This window comes from Desulfuromonas soudanensis, from assembly GCF_001278055.1.
In the GTDB taxonomy this organism is placed as follows: domain Bacteria; phylum Desulfobacterota; class Desulfuromonadia; order Desulfuromonadales; family WTL; genus Deferrimonas; species Deferrimonas soudanensis.
The window spans coordinates 2,382,675-2,401,078 of the sequence record NZ_CP010802.1 but is presented as its reverse complement, the minus strand read 5'-3'; the positions used below and the strand labels follow the sequence as shown (position 1 = coordinate 2,401,078).

18 protein-coding genes and 1 pseudogene are annotated in these 18,404 nt (G+C 64.1%); 8 read left to right on the top strand and 11 right to left on the bottom strand.

All coding sequences use genetic code 11. The features are described from left to right. Window positions 1–84 precede the first annotated feature (84 nt). From cysE to DSOUD_RS10785, 8 genes and pseudogenes are all read left to right on the top strand, one after another. Window positions 85–777, top strand: a pseudogene (cysE, locus tag DSOUD_RS10820) (serine O-acetyltransferase); the annotation flags it as partial. Between the two features lie 3 nt (window positions 778–780). After that, complete coding sequence (locus DSOUD_RS10815; RefSeq protein ID WP_053551023.1) at window positions 781–1,200, top strand: Rrf2 family transcriptional regulator; 420 nt, start codon at window positions 781–783, stop codon at window positions 1,198–1,200. Window positions 1,201–1,297: 97 nt separating this feature from the next. After that, window positions 1,298–2,506 (top strand): cysteine desulfurase NifS, encoded by a 1,209-nt coding sequence (gene nifS / locus DSOUD_RS10810; RefSeq protein WP_053551022.1) that lies wholly within the window; start codon window positions 1,298–1,300, stop codon window positions 2,504–2,506. Between the two features lie 67 nt (window positions 2,507–2,573). Beyond that, on the top strand, window positions 2,574–2,942 hold the full coding sequence (gene nifU / locus DSOUD_RS10805) for a Fe-S cluster assembly scaffold protein NifU (RefSeq protein WP_053551021.1): 369 nt from the start codon (window positions 2,574–2,576) through the stop codon (window positions 2,940–2,942). Window positions 2,943–3,025: 83 nt separating this feature from the next. Continuing rightward, window positions 3,026–4,108: a tRNA 2-thiouridine(34) synthase MnmA gene (gene mnmA / locus DSOUD_RS10800; RefSeq protein WP_053551020.1), complete on the top strand. Its 1,083-nt coding sequence runs from the start codon at window positions 3,026–3,028 to the stop codon at window positions 4,106–4,108. Further along, window positions 4,105–5,400 carry a tRNA (N(6)-L-threonylcarbamoyladenosine(37)-C(2))-methylthiotransferase MtaB gene (gene mtaB / locus DSOUD_RS10795; protein ID WP_053551019.1) on the top strand — a complete coding sequence of 432 codons (1,296 nt, stop codon included), beginning with the start codon at window positions 4,105–4,107 and terminating at the stop codon, window positions 5,398–5,400. Before mnmA ends, mtaB begins: the two co-directional genes overlap by 4 nt. Then, window positions 5,397–6,326 (top strand): RluA family pseudouridine synthase, encoded by a 930-nt coding sequence (locus DSOUD_RS10790; protein ID WP_053551018.1) that lies wholly within the window; start codon window positions 5,397–5,399, stop codon window positions 6,324–6,326. Before mtaB ends, DSOUD_RS10790 begins: the two co-directional genes overlap by 4 nt. A gap of 118 nt (window positions 6,327–6,444) precedes the next feature. Beyond that, window positions 6,445–8,163 carry an FAD-dependent oxidoreductase gene (locus DSOUD_RS10785; protein WP_053551017.1) on the top strand — a complete coding sequence of 573 codons (1,719 nt, stop codon included), beginning with the start codon at window positions 6,445–6,447 and terminating at the stop codon, window positions 8,161–8,163. Between the two features lie 185 nt (window positions 8,164–8,348). On the opposite strand, the gene DSOUD_RS10780 is transcribed toward DSOUD_RS10785, so the two are convergent. The 11 genes from DSOUD_RS10780 to DSOUD_RS10730 form a co-directional block, all read right to left on the bottom strand. Further along, window positions 8,349–9,152: a glycerophosphodiester phosphodiesterase family protein gene (locus DSOUD_RS10780; RefSeq protein WP_053551016.1), complete on the bottom strand. Its 804-nt coding sequence runs from the start codon at window positions 9,150–9,152 to the stop codon at window positions 8,349–8,351. Beyond that, a complete protein-coding gene (locus tag DSOUD_RS10775) occupies window positions 9,149–10,450 on the bottom strand; it encodes an MFS transporter (RefSeq protein ID WP_053551015.1) in 1,302 nt (433 codons plus the stop codon). Before DSOUD_RS10775 ends, DSOUD_RS10780 begins: the two co-directional genes overlap by 4 nt. Before the next feature lie 129 nt (window positions 10,451–10,579). After that, entirely contained in the window at window positions 10,580–10,840 is a 261-nt protein-coding gene (locus DSOUD_RS10770; protein WP_053551014.1) for a YkgJ family cysteine cluster protein, read from the bottom strand. A gap of 123 nt (window positions 10,841–10,963) precedes the next feature. After that, window positions 10,964–11,476 (bottom strand): peptidylprolyl isomerase, encoded by a 513-nt coding sequence (locus tag DSOUD_RS10765; RefSeq protein ID WP_053551013.1) that lies wholly within the window; start codon window positions 11,474–11,476, stop codon window positions 10,964–10,966. A 71-nt stretch (window positions 11,477–11,547) separates the two neighbouring features. Further along, on the bottom strand, window positions 11,548–11,766 hold the full coding sequence (locus DSOUD_RS10760) for a hypothetical protein (RefSeq protein WP_053551012.1): 219 nt from the start codon (window positions 11,764–11,766) through the stop codon (window positions 11,548–11,550). Window positions 11,767–11,841: 75 nt separating this feature from the next. Continuing rightward, entirely contained in the window at window positions 11,842–13,566 is a 1,725-nt protein-coding gene (locus DSOUD_RS10755; protein WP_053551011.1) for a DEAD/DEAH box helicase, read from the bottom strand. 200 nt (window positions 13,567–13,766) lie between these two features. Beyond that, window positions 13,767–14,624, bottom strand: a complete 858-nt coding sequence (locus tag DSOUD_RS10750; protein ID WP_053551010.1) for a transporter — start codon at window positions 14,622–14,624, stop codon at window positions 13,767–13,769. A gap of 42 nt (window positions 14,625–14,666) precedes the next feature. Then, complete coding sequence (locus DSOUD_RS10745; RefSeq protein WP_082351219.1) at window positions 14,667–15,173, bottom strand: MamS/MamX family magnetosome protein; 507 nt, start codon at window positions 15,171–15,173, stop codon at window positions 14,667–14,669. 12 nt (window positions 15,174–15,185) lie between these two features. Next, window positions 15,186–15,560, bottom strand: a complete 375-nt coding sequence (locus DSOUD_RS10740) for a hypothetical protein (RefSeq protein ID WP_053551008.1) — start codon at window positions 15,558–15,560, stop codon at window positions 15,186–15,188. A gap of 183 nt (window positions 15,561–15,743) precedes the next feature. Beyond that, the gene (locus tag DSOUD_RS10735; RefSeq protein WP_053551007.1) at window positions 15,744–17,087 is read right to left on the bottom strand and encodes a sigma-54-dependent transcriptional regulator; all 1,344 of its coding nucleotides are present in this window, start codon (window positions 17,085–17,087) and stop codon (window positions 15,744–15,746) included. Further along, on the bottom strand, window positions 17,084–18,346 hold the full coding sequence (locus DSOUD_RS10730; RefSeq protein WP_053551006.1) for a two-component system sensor histidine kinase NtrB: 1,263 nt from the start codon (window positions 18,344–18,346) through the stop codon (window positions 17,084–17,086). The genes DSOUD_RS10735 and DSOUD_RS10730 overlap by 4 nt, the downstream gene beginning before the upstream one ends. Between the last annotated feature and the right edge of the window lie 58 nt (window positions 18,347–18,404).

Below are 18,404 nucleotides of genomic sequence, written 5' to 3'. Positions count from 1 at the left end.
AGCGCCGCAAAATAATTGACAGTTTTACTCAGGTATGTTATCGATTAGAAAAATTGACGCCCCCGGTGGCTTTTTAAGGAGGATTTTTCTGTGCTGCAAACTCTCAAAGACGACTTCAAGGCGGTGTTCGAACGTGATCCCGCGGTGAGAAACATCGCCGAAATCATTTTCTGCTACCCCGGGTTCCACGCCATGCTCTTCCATCGCCTGGCCCACGCCCTCTGGCAACGCAAATTTTTCTTCGTCGGCCGTCTGACGTCCCATCTCGGCCGGTTTCTCACCGGGATCGAAATCCATCCCGGGGCCAGGATCGGTCGGGGGTTCTTCATCGATCACGGCATGGGGGTGGTGATTGGCGAGACCGCCGAGATCGGCGAAAACTGTACCCTGTACCACGGCGTCACGCTCGGCGGCACGTCCTGGGCCAAGGAAAAACGTCATCCGACCCTCGGCAACAACGTGGTCATCGGGTCCGGGGCCAAGATTCTCGGACCCTTCACCGTCGGCGACAACAGCAAGATCGGCTCCAACTCGGTGGTGGTCAAGGAAGTCCCCCCGAACTCCACAGTGGTCGGAGTGCCGGGGCGCATTGTCATGGCGGGAGCCCAGAAGGGCGATCTCGAACACGGACAACTCCCGGATCCTGAAGCCAAGGCGATCGCCTGCCTCTTCGACCAGATTCAATCGCTCGAACGCAAGGTGCGCGAACTGACCGAGGAGCAGGAGCTGCTGCGGGCCGGGCAACAGAAACCCACCCCGAAGAAAAAGGTCTCCTGAGTCATGCGGCTGTCAACCAAGGCTCAATATGCGGTGCGCGCCATGGTGAGCCTGCATTTGTATGCCGACGGTTCTCCCGTTTCCCTCAAGGTCATTGCCGCCCGGGAGGATATCTCCCTGACCTATCTGGAGCAACTCTTCGTCAAACTGCGCCGGGGGAAGATCGTCGACAGCGTCCGCGGCCCCGGCGGCGGTTACGTTCTCGCCCGCCCCGCCGGCAGCATCCGCGTCGACGAGATCATCGACAGCGTCGAGGAGACCCTGGTCCCCGTCTCCTGCATGGGGGACGACGGCAGCTGCGCCTGCACCGATCAGTGCGTGACTCACAGCGTCTGGCAGGGGCTCGGCTCGCGCATCCGGCAGTTTCTCTCCTCGATCACCCTCGAGGACTTGATTCGTGAGGCCCGGGAGAAGATCCGCTAGATTTTATCCATGCGGCAAAGGGGCGGCCGGGGATTCCCGGGGCTCCTCTTTCCTGCTGAATATCGAACATTTGCACGGTTTTATGGAGGATTGATCAGTGAAACACATCTACATGGACAATAACGCCACTACCGCCGTTCGTCCCGAGGTTCTCGAGGCGATGCTCCCCTTTTACCGGGAGCAGTTCGGCAACCCCTCCAGCGTCCACTGGGCGGGGCGGGCGGTGAGCGGCGCGGTGGAAAAGGCGCGGGAGCAGGTGGCGACCCTGATCAACTGCGCGCCGGCCGAGATCGTCTTCGTCTCCTGCGGCAGCGAGGGGGACAACATGGCCATCAAGGGGACGGCGGAGGCCCTGCGGGAGAAGGGGAACCACATCATCACCACCAGCGTCGAACATCCGGCGGTGCTCAATACCTGCGAGTACCTGGAAAAGCAGGGGTTTCGCGTCACCTACCTGCCGGTGGACAAGGACGGCATGCTCGACCTCAAGGAACTCGAGGCGGCCATCACCGCCGAGACGATTCTGATTTCGGTCATGTGGGCCAACAACGAAACGGGCAATCTCTACCCCATCGAGGAGATCGGCGCCATCGCCCGCAAGTACAAGGTGCGCTTCCATACCGACGCCGTGCAGACGGTGGGGAAGATCCCCGTCGACGTCCAGAAGGCCAATGTCGATCTCCTGGTCCTCTCCGGGCACAAACTCGGCGCTCCCAAGGGGGTCGGGGCGATCTACATCCGTCGCGGCACGCGGATGAACGCCCTGATCCATGGGGGTCACCAGGAGCGCAACCGGCGGGCCGGGACGTACAACGTCGCCGGCATCGTCGGTCTTGGCCTCGCCTGCGAACTCGCCGGTGCCGAAATGGCCGAGAGTGCGGTCCGCATCGCGGGCCTGCGCGACCGTCTTCAGGAGGGGATCATGAGCGCCATCCCCGAGATCAAGCTCAACGGCCATCCGACCAGGCGACTCCCCAACACCCTGAACATCAGCTTCGCTTACATTGAGGGGGAGTCGCTCCTTCTCAACTTCGACATGAAGGGGATCGCCGCCTCTTCGGGATCGGCCTGCACCTCGGGTTCCCTGGAGCCGTCCCACGTCATGGGGGCGATGTGCGTCGACGTCGTCCTGGCCCATTCGAGTACCCGCTTCAGCCTCGGTCGCGACAACACCGAGGAGGAGGTCGACTACGTCCTGGAGATCCTTCCGCCCATCGTTCAGCGCCTGCGGGAGATGAGCCCCCTTTACAACCGCAAGGAGCCCCTCTCCTGCGAGGAATGCCAGGTCATCCGCAAGGTGCACTGATAGGCCAGGAGACGTTTTAACCCTGACACTTAAAGCCAGTTCGCTTTTCCCCATAAAGGAGTCTGCCATGTACACAGAAAAAGTGATGGACCACTTCAGCAATCCCCGCAACGTCGGTGAAATCGAGAATGCCGATGGCGTCGGCGAAGTCGGCAACGCCTCCTGCGGCGACATCATGAAGATTTTTCTCAAGGTTGAAAACGACGTCATCAAGGAGGTCAAGTTCAAGACCTTCGGCTGCGGGGCGGCGATCGCCACCTCGTCCATGGTCACCGAGCTGGCCATCGGCAAGACCCTCGACGAGGCGATGGAACTGACCAACGCCGCCGTCGCCGAAGCCCTCGACGGCCTGCCGCCGGCCAAGCTCCACTGCTCCAACCTCGCCGCTGACGCCCTGCACGAGGCGATCAAGAATTACCGCGAGAAACAGGGGTAATCCCTCCGTCCTCTGACAGATGCCGGATCAACGGGAGGGGCACGGTACGTCGTGCCCCTTCGCTTGTGTACTACAGGTTTATTATGTCGCAAAAAAGAAAGAGAATTGTCGTCGCCATGAGCGGCGGCGTCGACTCCTCGGTGACCGCGGCCCTCCTCAAGGAACAGGGGCACGAGGTCATCGGCATGACCATGCAGATCTGGGACTACGCCAGTTTCACCTCCGGGCACGGCGAGACCTTCGGCTCCTGCTGCAGCCTCGACGATGTCCACGATGCGCGGCGGGTCGCCGAATCCCTCGACATCCCCTTTTATGTGGTGAATTTCGAAAAGGATTTTCAGCAGGCGGTCATCGACCGCTTCTGCGACGACTATTTTGCCGGCCGCACCCCCAACCCCTGCGTCCTCTGCAACCAGGTCCTCAAGTTCGAGCTGTTGCTGCGCCGTGCCCGGGAGCTCGAGGCCGATTATCTGGCCACCGGCCACTACGCGCGCATCGTTGCCGAAGGCGACGGCTATGCCCTGTGCAAGGGCCTCGATCCGGCCAAGGATCAGAGCTACTTCCTCTATACTCTGACCCAGGAGCAGATGGAGCGGGTCCTCTTCCCCCTCGGGGGAATGACCAAGGACGAGGTGCGCGCTCACGCCGCCCGCTTCGCCCTGCGCGTGGCGGAGAAGGCCGAGAGCCAGGACATCTGCTTCGTCCCCGACGGCGACTACGTCCGTTTTCTCGAAGAAGAGCGGGGGGCCGGTAAGATGGACGGCGAGATCGTTCACGTCTCCGGAACGGTTCTCGGCCGTCACTGTGGCACCTACCGCTACACCATCGGCCAGCGCCGCGGCCTGGGGATTGCCTGGCCCTCTCCCCTGTACGTGGTCGGTATCGATGCCGCAAGCCGCCAAGTGCTGGTCGGTGAAAAGGAGCACCTGTCCGTCGGCAGCCTCACGCTCCATGGCGTCAACTGGAGCCTTTCGGCTCCGGAAGGACCGCTGCGCGCCGCCTGCCGGATCCGCTACCGCCACCAGGAAGTTCCGTCGACCATCACTCCTCTCGGCGGCGGGCGGGCGCAAGTGGACTTCGACCAGCCGCAAAAGGGGGTGACTCCGGGTCAGGCGGCGGTCTTCTACGACGGCGATCGCGTCCTCGGCGGCGGGTGGATCGAGTGAGCCGAAGCGTCGCCATCGCCACCCTAGGCTGCAAGACCAATCAGTTCGAATCGGCGGCCATCGAAGAGCGCCTGCGCGAGGCCGGCTACCGTTTCGTCCCCTTCGACGAGGGGGCCGAGCTGGTGATCGTCAACACCTGCACCGTCACCGCCGCCACCGACGCCCAGTCCCGCAACCTGGTGCGCCGCGCCCGTCGCCTCAACCCCGACTGCCGGGTGGTGGTGACCGGCTGCTACGCCCAGGTCGATCCGGCGGCCCTCCTCGCCATCCCCGGGGTCTCCCTGGTTCTCGGCAACGACGAAAAGCGCGACCTCCTGCGCCTGATTGCCGAGGGGGGAGAGACCCCAGCCGCCCACGTCTCCGACATCCGCCAGGCCACCGAAGCCGTCCCTCTTCCTCTCTCCTCCTTTTCCGAACGCAGCCGCGCCTTCGTGCAGATCCAGAACGGCTGCGACGCCTTCTGCTCCTACTGCATCATCCCCTACGCCCGCGGCCGCAGCCGCTCGGTGGATCCCGAAGCGGTTCTCGAACAGGTCGGCACCCTGGTGGATTCCGGTTACGGCGAGATTGTCCTTACCGGCATCCATATCGGCGGCTACGGCCTCGACCTGAGCCCCCCGACGTCCCTCCTCTCCCTGGTACAACGCATCGAAAGCGAAACGAGGGTCGCGCGCCTGCGCCTCGGCTCCCTGGAGCCGACGGAGATTTCCGCCGCGCTCATCGAAACCGTGGCGGCTTCCCCGATTCTCTGTCCCCACTTCCACATTCCCCTGCAGGCCGGGGATGATGAGGTGCTGCAACGGATGAATCGCCACTACGACACCACCTTTTTCCGCAAGCTGGTGGAGACCATCCACGCCCGGATCCCGGAGGCCGCCATCGGTCTCGACGTCATCGTCGGATTTCCCGGTGAGAGCGACGACGAGTTCGCCAACACTCTGGCCCTCATCGAGGAACTCCCCGTCTCCCATCTCCACGTCTTCCCCTTCAGCCGCCGTCCCGGAACCCCCGCCGCTACCATGGCCGGACAGCTCCCCGGCGACCTCATCCGCGAGCGGGCCGCGCGCCTGCGGGCTCTCGGCGACGACAAACTGCGCCGCTTCGCCGAACGCTTTGTCGGCAGCACCCTCGATGTGGTGGTCGAAGGGGGGCGCCACGGCGGCCTCGGCCGCGGCCTGAGCCGCAACTATCTCTCCGTCCTCTTTCCCTGTGATAAAGGAAGGGAAGGGGAGGCGCTGGACCTGCGGATCACGGCCAGCCAGGGGGAGCACCTGTTGGGGGTTCTCCCGTGAGCTCTCCTTTTTCCCGGCGCCGCGAAACGATCCTCGTCCCTTCCGAAGAGGCCGGGGAGCGCCTCGACCTCTTCCTCACCCGGACCCTCGACGGCGTCTCCCGCAAGACGGTGAAGCGGGCCCTCGACGGCGGCCAGGTCTTCGTCAACGGCCGTGCGGAGCGCCGCGCCTCCCTGGTTCTCTGCGGAGGGGATCAGATTCAGGTCTCCTTCGAGGGGCGCGCCCCCTCCCTACCCCCCGTTCTCAGCGAACTCTATCGTGACGCCCACCTCCTGGCCGTCAACAAGCCCGCCGGGCTCCCCTGCCATGCCACGGGAGACGGAGGGGCCAACGCCCTCGATCTGGTCGCCGCGCGCCTGCATGAGGAGTCCGGAGACGCCGCACCACCGATCCTCCTGCATCGCCTCGATGTCGACACCACCGGGGTCCTCCTCTTCGCCCTCGATCCCGGTGCCAATAGGGCGTTGGCCCGGCAGTTTGCCGAGCGGGAGGTGAGCAAGGTCTACCTGGCTCTGGTGGCCGGGAGTCCTCCCGAATCCTTCTCCGTGGCAAATCAGCTCAAACTCGGGCGTCGCGGCCGCATCCAGGCCGTTACCAGCGGCGGTCAGACGGCCGAGACCTCCTTTGCCACCCTGGCCCGGGGCGACGGCTTTGCCCTGGTGGAGGCTCGCCCCCGCACCGGCCGCACCCACCAGATCCGCGTCCATCTTTCCGACGCCGGATTCCCCCTCCTCGGCGACCTCCTCTACGGCGGCCCGTCAACGCTCAAGGTTCAGGGGGAGATTCTTCTGGCCGGGCGCCACCTTCTGCACGCCCGCACCCTCTCTCTGCGCCGTCCCGACGGTGCCCCACTGACCCTCAGCGCCCCTCTTCCGGACGACTTTCTCCCCTTCTGCCGGACCCTTTCCCCACCCGTTCTTCTCTGAAGCGCTTCCCTTCCGGCAAGAAAAGGATTGACTCCTCCCTTTGGAATCGCATATAGCATATATGTCAAAAACATTATGTATTGCGTTCTCTTGTTGCTTCGGGGAAAAGGAGTTTTTCATGGATCAGAAAAAACGGCGGGTGGTGGTGGTCGGCGGCGTGGCCGCGGGGATGAAGGTCGCTTCGCGGCTGCGGCGTCTTGACCCCGAGGTGGAGATTACCGTGATCGAGCGGGGGTCCCAGGTCTCCTACGGGGCCTGCGCCCTGCCGTACTACATCGAGGGGCTCTTCGAGGATCTCGACGAGGTGCGCCAGACCCCCGCCGGGGTGGTGCGCGACGAGACCTTCTTCCGCAAGGTCAAGGGGTTCGATGTCCGCGCCTCCACCGAGGCCCTCAACGTCGCCCGGAAAGCACGGATCCTCCGGGTGCGTGATCTCCAGACCGGGGAGGAAGAGAACCTTGCCTACGACGTCCTGGTGCTGGCGACGGGGAACCGGCCGATTCTCCCCTCCATCCCGGGGATCGATCTCGCCGGTGTCCATGCGCTGAAGAGCCCTGAAGACGCCGGTTACCTGATGGACCTTTCTCGCACCGCCCGCACCGCCGTCATCGTCGGCGGCGGTCTCATCGGCCTGGAGATGGCCGAGGCGCTGGCGAAGCGGGGGATCGCCGTCACTTTGGTGGAGATGAAGGATCAGATCCTCGCCTCGGCCCTCGATTTCGGCATGGCCGCCCTGGTGCACCGCGAACTGCGCAAAAACGGCGTCAACCTGCGCCTCGGTGAAGGGGTGCAGGCCATCGAAGGGGAGGAGGGGCGTGTCTCCCGGGTCCTCACCACCGGAGGGAGCTATGCCGCCGACATGGTGGTCATGGCCATCGGTGTCCGTCCCGAGGTCACCCTCGCCCGGGATGCCGGTCTGGAGATCGGTCCCACCGGCGCCATCGCCGTCGACGCCGGCCTGCGCACCTCGGACCCTTCGATCTACGCCGCCGGGGACTGCGCCGAATCGACGGATCTCCTCACCGGCAAAAAAGTGTACGTCCCCCTCGGCTCCACCGCCAACAAGCATGGACGGGTGGTCGCCGACAACATCTGCGGTCGCAACGAGACCTTTGCCGGAATCCTCGGCTCTCTCATCGTCAAGGTCTTCGACCTCAATGTCGCCCGCACCGGCCTCTCCGAAGAAGACGCTCGCCTGGTCGGCCTCGACCCCGTGACCCTGCTGGCCCCCTCGCCGGACAGGGCCCACATCTATCCCGGGGCCAAACCGATCGTCATCAAACTGGTGGCCGATCGGGCAAGCCGCCGAATCCTCGGCGCCCAGATCGTCGGCCCGGGGAATGTGGACAAGCGCATCGACACCCTGGTGGCCGCCCTCACCCTCGGCGCCACGGTCGACCAGGTCGCAGCCTTCGATCTCGCCTACGCTCCCCCCTTCGCCTCGGCCATGGATCCCCTGATCACCGCCGCCAACGCCCTGCGCAACAAGCTCGACGGCATCGGCATCAGCCTCGATCCGGCCGAGGTCATGGAGCTCCTCGAAGGGGAGGAGGATTTCGTCTTTCTCGACGTGCGATCTCCGGCCGAGTACAGCGAAGTCCGCATTCCCGGGTCGACCCTTCTCCCCCTGGGGATGCTGCGCCAGCGTCTTGCCGAACTCCCCCGGGATCGCCGGATCGTCGCCTTCTGCAAGCTCTCCCTGCGCGGTTACGAGGCCCAGCGCATCCTTCAGGGCGCCGGTTTCGATCGCGTCTGTTTCATGGAAGGGGGGATTCTCGGCTGGCCCTACCTCCTCGAGAGCGGGCCGGTCGTTTCGGCCGCGGCCGGGGCCGCCTGAGGCGGTAAGCCTCCGGGTCCGCCGACCTGCGGCGACCCGGAGTTGATCGTTTCGAGTCCCTTTCCCCTCGGCCAAAGAGACAACCTTTTTTCGCTCAAACGACACGAAGCCCCCGGCATCTCTCAATGCCGGGGGCTTCGTCCTTTTTGGGTCCGCCTCCCGATTTCAGCGATGTCGCGGGTCGGTCAGCGGCGGGGGAACTGGCGGGCGACGTCGGCGAGGATTTCCGGAAAGTCGCTCATCAGACCGTCGACGCCGAGAAGGAGAAGGCGGTCCATGGCGCTGCGTTCGTTGACCGTCCAGACGTGGATCTCGAGGCCGAGAGCGTGGGCGACGGCCAGGGTTTCCGGGGTGACCAGGGTGTGCTCCCCCCAGGTCTCGGGGATCTGCAGCGCCTGGGCCGGCAGGGAGAAGGGGGCGGCGCAGCCGCCGCCGACCCAGGCCATGAAGGCGGCAACCTCTCCGGCGCTGGCGCTGGTGGGGATGGCCCCGCAGATCTTCCGCAGGCGCTGCATGACGTCGTCTTTCTCGGAGGCGAGGAGGACCTCCTCCTCCTTGCCGGCGCGGCGAATAGCTGCAACCGTCAACTCCTCGATGGCCGGAGCCTGCTGCTTGATCTCGATGTTGCACAGGGCGCCGGGGAAGGCGGCAAAGACCTCTTCGAGGGTCGGGATGCGGATGCCGCGGCCGGCAAAGGGGTGACTTGCGCCGCTGTCGTTGCTGAAGCCGTGCCCGGCGTCGAGGCTCTGCACTTCGGAAAGGGTGAAGTCGCAGATAGGCCGGTCGACGCCGCATTGGCGCAGGGCCGTTTCGTCATGGTGCACCACGACGACCCCGTCGCAGGTGGCCCAGACGTCGAGTTCGAGATAATCCATTCCTGAATGGAGCGCGGCAGCAAAGGAGGGGAGGGTGTTCTCGGGAAGATGCCCGGCGGCGCCGCGGTGTCCGAAGAGGCGGGGCTTTTTGGGGGCGAAGTAGCGGCTGGTCATGGCAGGACCCCTTGGGCTGCGGCTCGGCCCCGGGAGATGTCGACCCGGGAGAGGAGGAGGATGCCGACGGCAAAAAAAGCGGTCAGGGCCAGGATCGACAGGCGGGTCGAACCGGTCAGGTCGGCGATCAGGGCGAAGACGAGCGGTCCGAAGACCGAGGCGAATTTCGAGCTGATGGCGTAGAAACCGAAGAACTCGGCACTCTTCCCCTCGGGGATCAGGGCGCCGAAGAGGGAGCGGCTCACCGCCTGGCTTCCGCCGAAAATGATCGCCACCACCAGGCTCAGGACCCAGAAATGCCAGGCGGCGTTCATGAAAAAGGCAAAGACGGTCACGGCGACAAACAGGACCAGGGAAATAAGCACGGCGCCCTTGGCGCCGATCTTCTCGGCGAGGCGGCCGAAGGCGAGGGTCCCCGGCATGGCGACGAACTGGATCATGAGGAAGCAGCCGAGGATCTCCCCCTGGGAGAGGCCGAGTTCCTCGCGGCCGAAGATCGCCGAGACGACGATGATGGTCTGAATGCCGTCGTTGTAAAAGAGAAAGGCGACGAGAAAGAGGAGGAGGTCGGGATAGCTGCGGATTTCAGCAAAGGTTTGCAGGTAGCCGCGCACTCTCCGGAGGGGGGAATCGGCCGGGAGGGGGGCGGTGGCGCCCCGCAGAAAGACGAAGGCGGGGAGAGCGAAGAGGAGCCACCAGGCTCCGGTGAGGAGGAATCCGGCGCGGGTCGCCGCCCCCTTGTCGGCAAAGCCGAAGAATTCGTATCCCTGAATGAGGGCGAAGACTACGAGCAGGGTCAGGCCGCCGCCGAGGTAGCCGTAGGCAAACCCCCGGGCCGAGAGGCGGTCGAGCTCCCCCTCTCCGGCCAGGCTCGGCAAAAAGGCGTTGTAGAAGACGTTGCCGGCGGCAAAGCCGACGTTGGCGACGATGAACAGCCCGGCGGCGAGGAGATACTCCCCCGGTCCGGCGGTGGCGAGGAGGGCCGTGGCTCCGGCGCCGGTGAGGCAGAAGACGATCAGCAGGCGGCGGTGCAGGGCATGCCTGTCGGCGAGGGCCCCGAGGTAGGGGGCGGAAACGGCGACCAGCAGCATGGAAAAGGAGACGGCGTACCCCCAGAGGGCGGTGGGCGGGACGGTGCGGGAAAGACCGAAAAGGGGGAGATGGGCTCCCTGCTCCGGGATCAGGGAGACGAGGTAGACGGGGAGAACGGCGGCCAGAATCACCGTGGCAAAGCTCGAGTTGGCCCAGTCGTACATGCACCAGCCGAACCAGGCCTGTTTTTTGCTCGGAAGATTCATCGGGGGAGAACCTCGAATCCTTTGGGGTGGGAAAGAACTATAGCAAAGAAAGGGAGAAGGGAGAAGGGAGAAGGGAGAAGGGAGAAGGGAGAAGGGAGAAGGGAGAAGGGAGAAGGGAGAAGGGCTGCGTCAGCGTCTCCCCTTTTTTTGCGGGGGCTGGCGGTAGGCGCAGTCCTCGGGGAGCCACTGGACGCCGGCGACGAGCTTGGGAGTGAGTTTGACGCACCCCTCGCCGACGTCGAGGCGCTTGTGATAGACCTTGCACTCCCGGCTGACGATATCGAGGAAGCGGCAGGGGATGGAGGTGGGGTGGATGGTACCATCCTCCTCGACCCACTTTTCAAAGCAGCACTGCCCGCAGCGGTTGCAGAGGTCTTCCCAGTCGGCCACGAATCGATCCTTTGATTGAAGGTAAAAGCCTTCGGAAAAGAATCGCCCGCCGGCTTCTGGAGGCCTGGCGGGCGATGGACTGTACCTTAGGTGTAATACCCCCGACCTATACCAAGGATTTGGTTAGTCGAGGACCGTCATGGCGGTGATAACCACCGGCTCGACGGGGACGTCGGCGTGACCGGCGACGGTGGTGGTCGCCTTCATTTCGATGGCGTAGACCACGTCCATGCCGTCGACGACCTTGCCGAAGACCGCGTAGCCGTAGACCTCGGGTCGGGAGCCGCCGTGGTCGAGGGACTTGTTGTCTGCGGTGTTGATGAAGAATTGACAGGTGGCGCTGTCGACCTCGGAGGTGCGGGCCATGGCGAGGGTCCCGGTCTTGTTCTTCAGGCCGTTGCCGGCTTCGTTCTTGATCGGGGTGCCGCTCGGTTTTTCCTCCATCTCCGCCGTCATTCCTCCACCCTGGATCATGAACCCCTTGATCACGCGGTGAAAGATGGTCCCTTCGTAGTGGCCGGCCCGGGCGTAGGCGATGAAGTTGGCCACCGACAGGGGGGCCTTGGCGATATCGAGTTCGAGAATGATCTCCCCGAGGGAGGTTTCCATCTGAACCAGGGGGTTGCTGGCGCTCATGGCAGAAATCCTTTGCAGATCAATGATGCGTTGAAATGAGATTCAAACGGCCGCGTCTCCATGCCGAACCCCTAAGGGGCGGTCCCGGATTCGCCGTTATCCGGCAGTCCCTGGGCGCAGTCGCTGCAAACAAGCTTCAGTTCGAGATGCCCGAACTCCGCATTGCGCAGCGGACGATGGGCCAGGTGCGCCTCGCAGGCGATCTGGTAACAGAGGGCGCAGGCCCGTCCGGTGCCGTTGGTCGATTTGAGGCCGCAGACATGGCAGGCCCAGGGGGAATTCTCGTTCATGGTTCGTCCTGCCCGCAGTCCGGCGGACCCTTCCCAGGCCGGATGAAAAATCGACCTGTCGGGTCCTGTCCGGGGTCAGCGTCCCTTGGGTCCGCCTTTGCCGAAGGGGGCCTTCTTCGCCCCGGGCTTGAAAGGGGTCCTTTTGACGGACGAATCCTGGCGCACGTCGCCGGTCCCCTTGTCCGGGGCGATCTTCAACTGCTGGCCGCAGACCCAGACGGTCTGCAGGTGGCGGAAGACCGCGACGGGAAGATCCTTGGGGAGGTCGACGAGGCTGAAGGAATCAAAGAGTTTGATCTGGCCGATGTCACGGTTGGTGAGATTGGCCTCGTTGCTGATGGCGCCGACGATGTTTCCCGGCTCCACCCCGTGCATGCGCCCCACCTCGATGCGGTAGCGCACCAGATTGGTGGTGTCCCGCTGGGCGCGGGTAGCGCGGGGTGCTCCCGAGTCCTTCTCCTTCGACTCCTCGATGGCGCTCTCCTCCGGCTGCAGCGGACGCTCTTTCTGCAGGAGGTAGGCGAGGGTGGCGGCGACGCGGCGCAGGCCGACGTCGTTCTCGCTCTGGTAGTTGTCGATCAACTCCTCGAAGAACTCGAGATCCTGACTCTCCATCGCCTCGGAGATCAGCTCCTTGAACTGGTCGGTGCGCCGGTTGGTGATGTCCTTGCGGCTCGGCAGGGTCATGGGGGTGATCGGCTGACGGGTGGCCTGCTCGATGGCCGAGAGCATCCGCATTTCCCGGGGGGCGACGAAGAGGATCGCCTTCCCTTCGCGGCCGGCGCGGCCGGTGCGGCCGATGCGGTGCACGTAGGCCTCGGTGTCGTAGGGGATGTCGTAGTTGATGACGTGGCTGATGCGTTTGACGTCGAGGCCGCGGGCGGCGACGTCGGTGGCGACCACGATGTCGAGGGTGCCGTTCTTCAGGCGTTCCACGGTCTTCTCCCGCATGACCTGGGTCATGTCGCCGTTGAGCGCGCCGCTGGAAAAGCCCCGTGCCTCAAGCTTTTCGGCGAGTTCCACGGTGGCGATCTTGGTGCGCACGAAGATGAGCATCGCCTCGATCTCCTCGGCTTCGAGGATGCGGGTCAGGGCGTCGAGCTTGTGCATCCCCTTGACCTGCCAGAAGCGTTGGGAAATGGTGTCGACGGTGGTCGTTTTGTTTTTGATGCGGATCTCCACCGGATCCTTGAGGTGGCGGCGGGCGACCTGCAGCACTTCCTTGGGCATGGTGGCGGAGAAGAGGGCGGTCTGGCGCCCTGCCGGAGCCAGGGCGAGAATCGCTTCCACCTCATCGACGAACCCCATGCGCAGCATCTCGTCCGCCTCGTCGAGGACGACGCAGACCAGGTTGTCGAGCTTCAGTGTGCCGCGGCGGAGGTGATCCTGAATGCGCCCGGGCGTGCCGACCACGGCCTGCACGCCGCGACTGAGCTGGCGCAGCTGCTGAAGCATGTTCTGGCCGCCGTAGACGGGGAGGACCTGAAATCCCGGGAGATGCCGGGCGTAGGTCTGCATCGCTTCGGCGACCTGCAAGGCCAGTTCGCGGGTCGGAGTCAGGACGAGGATCTGCGGACTTTTCAACTTCGGATCGAGGCGGGAGAGGAGCGGCAGAGCGAAGGCTGCGGTTTTGCCGGTGCCGGTCTGGGCCTGACCGAGGAGGTCGCGTCCGGCCAGCAGGGGAGCGATGCTTTGGGCCTGGATCGGCGAGGGGGTTTCGTAGCCGACCTCTTTGATCACTTTCTGGATGCCGGGAGCAAGGGCGAAGTCGGAGAAGGAACAGGGAATTTCTTCAGTCATTTTGGGCCTGTCGGGGGAATGTCCGGCCGGTGCGCCGGAGGGGTGATCTGGCGAAAGGACGTTTCACCCCGGGGAGCCGCAAGCGGCGAACATGAGAGCAGGATGGATAGCGTCGCAAAAAGAGCACTTTAACCCATTTATGGGTAAAAATGCAACCCTTTTGAAGGGAGAAGGGAGGAGGGAGGAGGGATAAGGGGGGGTCAGAAATCGTGGAAGAGGGCCAGTCCGGCGGAGAAGTCGGGACTTGCGTCGGTAATGCCCCGCCCGAGGTATCCCTCGAGGGCGTTGTCGGGAAGGAAACGCCAGATAAACTTCGCCCGTCCCTCCAGATAGTCCGAAACCCCTTCTGCGCTCTCGGTTGCCCCCCGGGCCTGGAGGGCCCCGTAGAAAGTGGGGGTGAATTGACGACCCAGTCCGCCGTTGTAGCTCAGATAGTTGCGGGTGGCATACAGGTCCGAATCCCCCTGGAAGACGTACCGTCCCTCGGCGAAGAGGTGCCAGTTGCCCAACCATTGACTGACCCCCAACCCCGGACCCCAATCCCATTCGCCGGTCCCCAGCCCCTTCTCTTCGTCGGCCGTAGGGGCCTTCAGATAGAGAGAAGCCCTCAATTGCGGGTGACGTTCCTTCTCCCTCAACAGGATCAACCCTGCCGTCAGGGTGATGTCGCCAAGGCCGTTGGCTGAAGAATCGCTGTCGGTGAATGTCCTCGTGGTCCCCCCTCCCGGGCCGACCGCGGCCATCAGGACGGTACTTCCGTGGGGGGTGCGATAAGGGAGTGTGGCGAGGTCGCCTGTCTGGTTGCTCTGGTACACCAGGGGAACGATGAGTTCGAAGTCGAGACGTTCGCTGGGGTAATAATCGAAGTAAAGAGGGATCGAAACAAAATCGGTACGGGTTTCGCTGCCGTAGTCTCCGGTGACATAGTCGATCCCCAGACCGAAGGAGACGATGGGGAACAGGTCTTCTCCCCCTTCCCCGGCGGCGCTGGTCAGGGGGAGGCCGGTGACCATCAGGAGGACGAGAACGGGAACCAGGGTGAAGATTGATTTGTTCATAATTAGGAAATCCTTCGAGAATGTTCGATGCGGAGGCACGGGTCAGGGCCCCTTGCCGCTACGGACGGGACGCATCGGCATCGGTCGTGTCCGCTCGGGCCGGATTCCACCGGACCAGGCCGGGCGCCCCGAAGGACTGCGCAGGGTCGTTTCCGAATCACTCCCCGGACGGGTCAGGCTCTGCACCATCAGGTAAACCTTGCCGTCCACTCCCTGCGCCTTGGAGCCGCTGACCTTGAGCCGGTCTCCGGCTTGAAGGGGGAGGCCGTTTTTTTGCCAGAAGTCCCGTGGTCCCAGGACCAGGGAGACCTCCTCCCCTCCGGTCTCCATGACGGCGATGGCCGGTCCCCGGTCTCCGCCGACATCCACGCTGACGATCGATCCGGTGAGGGTGACCACCGTGTTCTGGTCATACCCCTGTTGAAGGTCCAGGCCGCTTTTTTCCCATTGATCCGACTCTCCGGACCACCATCCCGCGGTCGCGGCACCTGGAAGGGCAAGGCAGAGCAATGTCGCTGCGATCAAAGCTGAAAAGCGGCCTGGTTTCATGTTAACACCTTTCTATTGATTGTCAGGAGCGCCGTACCCGGTGCCGTCCTCGGGGGCGGGAGCTGCGCCGGAGCCGTCAGCGGGACCGAGGCGCCCCATGGAGCCCTGGCCGTCCCCCTGCCGCGGTGTTCCGTCCTGCACGCCGCTGCCATCCTGGAGATGCTGAGGGTCGCGGATGCGGTCGCGGTCGCGGAGCTGGTCCTGGTCGCGGGTCTGATCCTGGGTGCGGATCTGGTCGTGGGTGCGGATCTGGTCCCTGACCTGGGCGCCGTCGCGGCTCCCCTGGCCGGCGCCGCGGCCTGCTCCGCCGGCGGCCAAGGCGGCGCTCCCCAGGGTGAGAGAGCACAGTGCAGTGATGATGCCGATTTTGATAGCTGTGTTGTTCATGATCGTCCTCCGTTTGGGTGAGTGGTTCGTGCTGCAGCTGTCCTGTGTATTCCACGGAGCGTGCCAGCACGGACGATCCCAGCCAAACGGCCGAAAATAAAGGGTTTCGTCAGTGGTGAGGGGAGACCGATCCTCCCCGGTCGGTGCAAATGCTGCACCTTCGAGCACCATCTTTGCACTCCCTCAGTCGGCGCCGGTCAGGCCGTAGCGCTTCAGGCGGTACTGGAGGGTCCGCTTGGAGATCCCGAGCCGAAGCGCTGCTTCCCGACGGTTATTATCGCAGGCCTCGAGGGTTTCAACAATGGTTCGCCGCTCGATTTCCTCAAGGAGGGGAGCCTCGGTCTTCTCCGGTTTTTGTTTCCAGAGGTTCTCGGGGAGATCTTCGAGTCGCAGGGTCCGCCGGCCGAGGATGACGGCGCGTTCAATGACGTTCTGCAATTCGCGGATGTTCCCCGGCCAGGGGTAGCGGGCGAGGGCCTGCATGGCCGGCGCCTCGATGGCCGAGACGGCCTTTCCGGTCAGGCGGGCCGAACGGCCGATGAAATAAGCCACCAGCTCGGGGAGGACGTCGAGGCGCCGGCGCAGGGAGGGGAGAAAAACCGGAAAGCCGTTGAGGCGATAGAGGAGGTCTTCGCGGAAGCGTTTCTCCTCGACTTCTTGTTTCAGGTCGCGGTTGGAGGCGGCGATGATCCGCACGTCGGCGACGATTTCCCGACTCCCTCCGACCTGTTCGAAGCGGCGCTCCTGCAAAACCCGCAGGAGCTTGGCCTGCAACGACAGCGGCAATTCGCCGATTTCATCGAGAAACAGGGTCCCGCCGCGGGCCAGTTCGAATTTGCCCCGGCGCGCCTGTGCCGCTCCGGTGAAGGCGCCGCGTTCGTGTCCGAAGAGTTCACTCTCCAAAAGGTTTTCCGGAATCGCCGCGCAATTGACGGCGACGAAGGGTTCCTCGCGGCGCGGGCTGTAGAGGTGAATGGAACGTGCCACCAGTTCCTTTCCGGTGCCGCTTTCTCCCTGGAGCAGAACCGTGGCCGGGGTCGGTGCAACTTCCTGCACCAGGTGTTGCACCTCGGTCATGGCCGCTCCGGCAAAGATCAGTTCCGCGGGGGGGAGACCCGCCGCCTCGGTTTCCTTGAGGCTCAGATATTCCCGCTCGCGGCGGCTCCCCTGCAGGGCCTTGCGCACCACGACCCGCAGTGACTCGGGGTCCCTGAGAGGTTTGGTGAGGAAATCCTGCACCCCTTCCTTCATGGCGGCCACCGCCTCCTCGATGGTTCCGTAGGCGGTGAGGAGGATGAAAGGGGGGGGCGTTCCCTCCCGGCGACTGAGGCGGAAAAGATCGAGACCGCTCATCCCGGGGAGCTTCAGATCCGAGAGAACCAGATCGAAACTGCAGCGGCCGAGGAGGGCTTCTCCTTCCTCGGCGGTGGCGGCTTCCTCGGCCACCAGACCCATGTCGGTGAGGATCCTGTGCAGAAACCCGCGAAAGGTTGCGTCATCCTCGACGATCAGGACCCGTTCCTTCATCCATTTCCTCCGGTATTTTCGGCCGTCGGCAGGGCGATGCGGAAGGTGCATCCCGCTCCCGGAGCGCTGGCAAGGACGATGGATCCGTTCATCTCCTCGACGAATTTTTTGCAAATGGCCAGTCCCAGGCCGGTGCCGCGGGCCCGCCGGGTGAAAAACGGCTCGAAGAGCCGCGGGAGATCCGTGGTCGCGATGCCGTCTCCGTCGTCGATGACCTCGATCTCGACGGTGCCGGGACGTAAAGCAGTGCGCACCTGCACGGTGCCTCCGGCCTTTGAGGCCTGTATGGCGTTGAGAACCAGGTTCAGGAGCACCTGCTGCAGATGGTCGCGATCGGCACGTATCACCGCCGGGGTAACGAAACATTCCAGGTGCACCTGTCGGGTCGCCGCCTCGGGTTGCAGCAGTGAAAAAGCGAGCTCGACCATCTCCCGGGGGTCGACAGCCTCGAGGTGCAGGGACGGAGGACGGGCGTAGGAGAGGAGGTCGCGGACCAGGTCTTCAAGGCGCAGCGCTTCCCTGACGACACAGGCGGCAAAGGAACGATTTTCTCCCGGGGGGAGTTTTTCCTCGAGGAGTTGAGCATATCCCTTGATCCCCGAAAGAGGGTTGCGCACCTCGTGGGCCAGGACCGCACTCAGAGTGCCAAGTTGTGCCAGATGCTTCTGCTTGGCCATTTCCTGACGATGACCGGCAGCTCGTCGCACGAAACGGTAAAGAAAAATCCCCATGATCCACCCCCCGGACCCCAGAGCCAGGAGGATGGCGACGTCCGTCCGGGCGCGGCGCACCACGGTGTCGGCCTGGTAGGTGTGCAGAACCAGCCGCAGCAAATACTGCCGGCCGTTGATGTGCAGAGGGGAGATGAATTCATAGGCGGCTTCGCCCGTGCCGAGGAGCAGTCGTCGTTCGACAAAGGCGTTTGACGACCCTTCGGGGTGGGGGAGAGGGTGGAGATTCTTGGTGCCGATGAGATCGGGGTTGGTGTGAAACAGCCAGGTCCCTGAAGGGTCGGCCACGGCAAAGAAGGCGATGTCGCGGCTGTTGACGCCATGCAGCAATGCCAGGGAAGGGTCACGGTTGGCGAGCGCCTCGATGGTCGAGGCGAGGGTCAGCGCCAGCCCGCGGAGGGCTCCCTCGGCGATGGGGAGGGCTGAGCGGTAGTTGGAGGCGGCAAAGGCCCCCAACAGGATGGAGAAGAAGATGCCGGCCGCAAGGAGCCGGCGTCCGGGGGCGTTGTAGGTTTTTGTTTCGGTCATCGGAGTCGTTCACCTTGCCTGCCGACCGGTGGTCCGCGGCGCGTCCTCAGCAATGGGG